The 667-nt window shown below is 57.7% G+C and carries 1 protein-coding gene and 1 pseudogene; both read right to left on the bottom strand.

Annotation, left to right across the window (positions count from 1 at the left end; all coding sequences use genetic code 11):
• Positions 1-533: pseudogene (locus E0L13_RS11685) on the bottom strand (3-methyl-2-oxobutanoate dehydrogenase subunit beta); the annotation flags it as partial.
• 23 nt (positions 534-556) lie between these two features.
• Positions 557-664 carry a 4Fe-4S binding protein gene (locus E0L13_RS11680; RefSeq protein WP_346766183.1) on the bottom strand — a complete coding sequence of 36 codons (108 nt, stop codon included), beginning with the start codon at positions 662-664 and terminating at the stop codon, positions 557-559.
• Positions 665-667: the final 3 nt, after the last annotated feature.

Here is a 667-nt window from a genome sequence, read left to right as displayed (position 1 = left end):
GGTTCCATCATCTGGCCGATGAGGCCGTCTGCCAATACGACGACAGGCGTGCGGTACTGGTCAGCAATGTCGAAGGCTTCCTGTACCAGGTCGACAGCTTCCTGCAGGTTGGCCGGAGCCAGGACCGGCGTACGATAGTCGCCGTTGCCGCCGCCGCGGGTTGCCTGGAAATAGTCTGCCTGGGACGGCTGGATGGAGCCGAGGCCCGGGCCGCCGCGCATGACGTTGACGATAACCGCCGGCAGCTGTGCGCCTGCGGCGTAGCTGATGCCTTCCTGTTTCAGGCTGACGCCCGGAGACGACGAGGACGTCATAGCGCGAACGCCGGAACCGGCTGCGCCGTATACCATGTTGATAGCTGCTACTTCCGATTCAGCCTGTACGAACACGCCGCCTACCTGAGGCATTCTCAGCGACATATATTCAGGGATTTCATTCTGCGGGGTAATGGGATATCCGAAGAAACCGCGACAGCCTGCACGAATTGCGGCTTCAGCTATAGCTTCACTGCCCTTCCAAATTTCTCTTTTCATGGAACAGTTCACACTCCTCTTTGTTAGTCCTTTTCAATAGTAATGATCGAATCCGGGCAAATTCTTGCGCAGCTTGCGCAGCCGATGCAGAGCGATTCATCCGTGCAGTGTGCCGGCCGGTAGCCCTTAATATT

The organism is Megasphaera sp. SW808, from assembly GCF_012027795.1.
GTDB lineage: Bacteria > Bacillota > Negativicutes > Veillonellales > Megasphaeraceae > Megasphaera > Megasphaera stantonii.
This window is presented reverse-complemented; position numbering and strand designations above follow the sequence as displayed.